The organism is Streptomyces sp. SID13726, from assembly GCF_010548375.1.
Classification (GTDB): Bacteria; Actinomycetota; Actinomycetes; order Streptomycetales; family Streptomycetaceae; genus Streptomyces.
Map to the genome: position 1 here is coordinate 1 of NZ_JAAGLY010000233.1, position 548 is coordinate 548.

1 protein-coding gene is annotated in these 548 nt (G+C 69.0%); it reads right to left on the reverse strand.

Annotation, left to right across the window (positions count from 1 at the left end; translation table 11 throughout):
* Positions 1-548: DNA gyrase C-terminal beta-propeller domain-containing protein (locus G3I78_RS47350; protein WP_275424930.1), on the reverse strand; the 548-nt coding region annotated here is incomplete at both ends.

The following is a 548-nucleotide window of genomic DNA, read 5'->3' on the forward strand; positions in this document are numbered from 1 at the left end:
GCCTTGGCGCGGTAGACGCGGCCCAGGTTCGTGAAGAACAGCAGCCAGTGGTGCGTCGTCGTCACGAAGAAGTGGTCGACGATGTCGTCCTCGCGCAGCTGCGCGCCGCGCACGCCCTTGCCGCCGCGCTTCTGCGCCCGGTAGCTGTCGCTGCGCGTGCGCTTCACGTAGCCGCCGCGCGTGATCGTGACGACCATCTCCTCCTCGGCGATGAGGTCCTCGATCGAGACCTCGCCGTCGAACGGGAGGATCGTCGTCCGGCGCTCGTCGCCGTACTTGGCGACGATCTCGCCCATCTCGGTGCCGACGATGGAGCGTTGGCGCTCCGGCTTGGCGAGGATGTCCTCGTAGTCGAGGATCTTGCGCTCGAGCTCGTCGTGGTCGTCGATGATGCGCTGCCGCTCGAGCGCCGCCAGACGGCGGAGCTGGAGGTTGAGGATCGCCGTCGCCTGGATCTCGTCCACGCCCAGCAGCCCCATGAGGCCCGCGCGGGCCTCGTCGGCGTCGGGGGAGCGGCGGATGAGCGCCATGACCTCGTCGAACAGGTC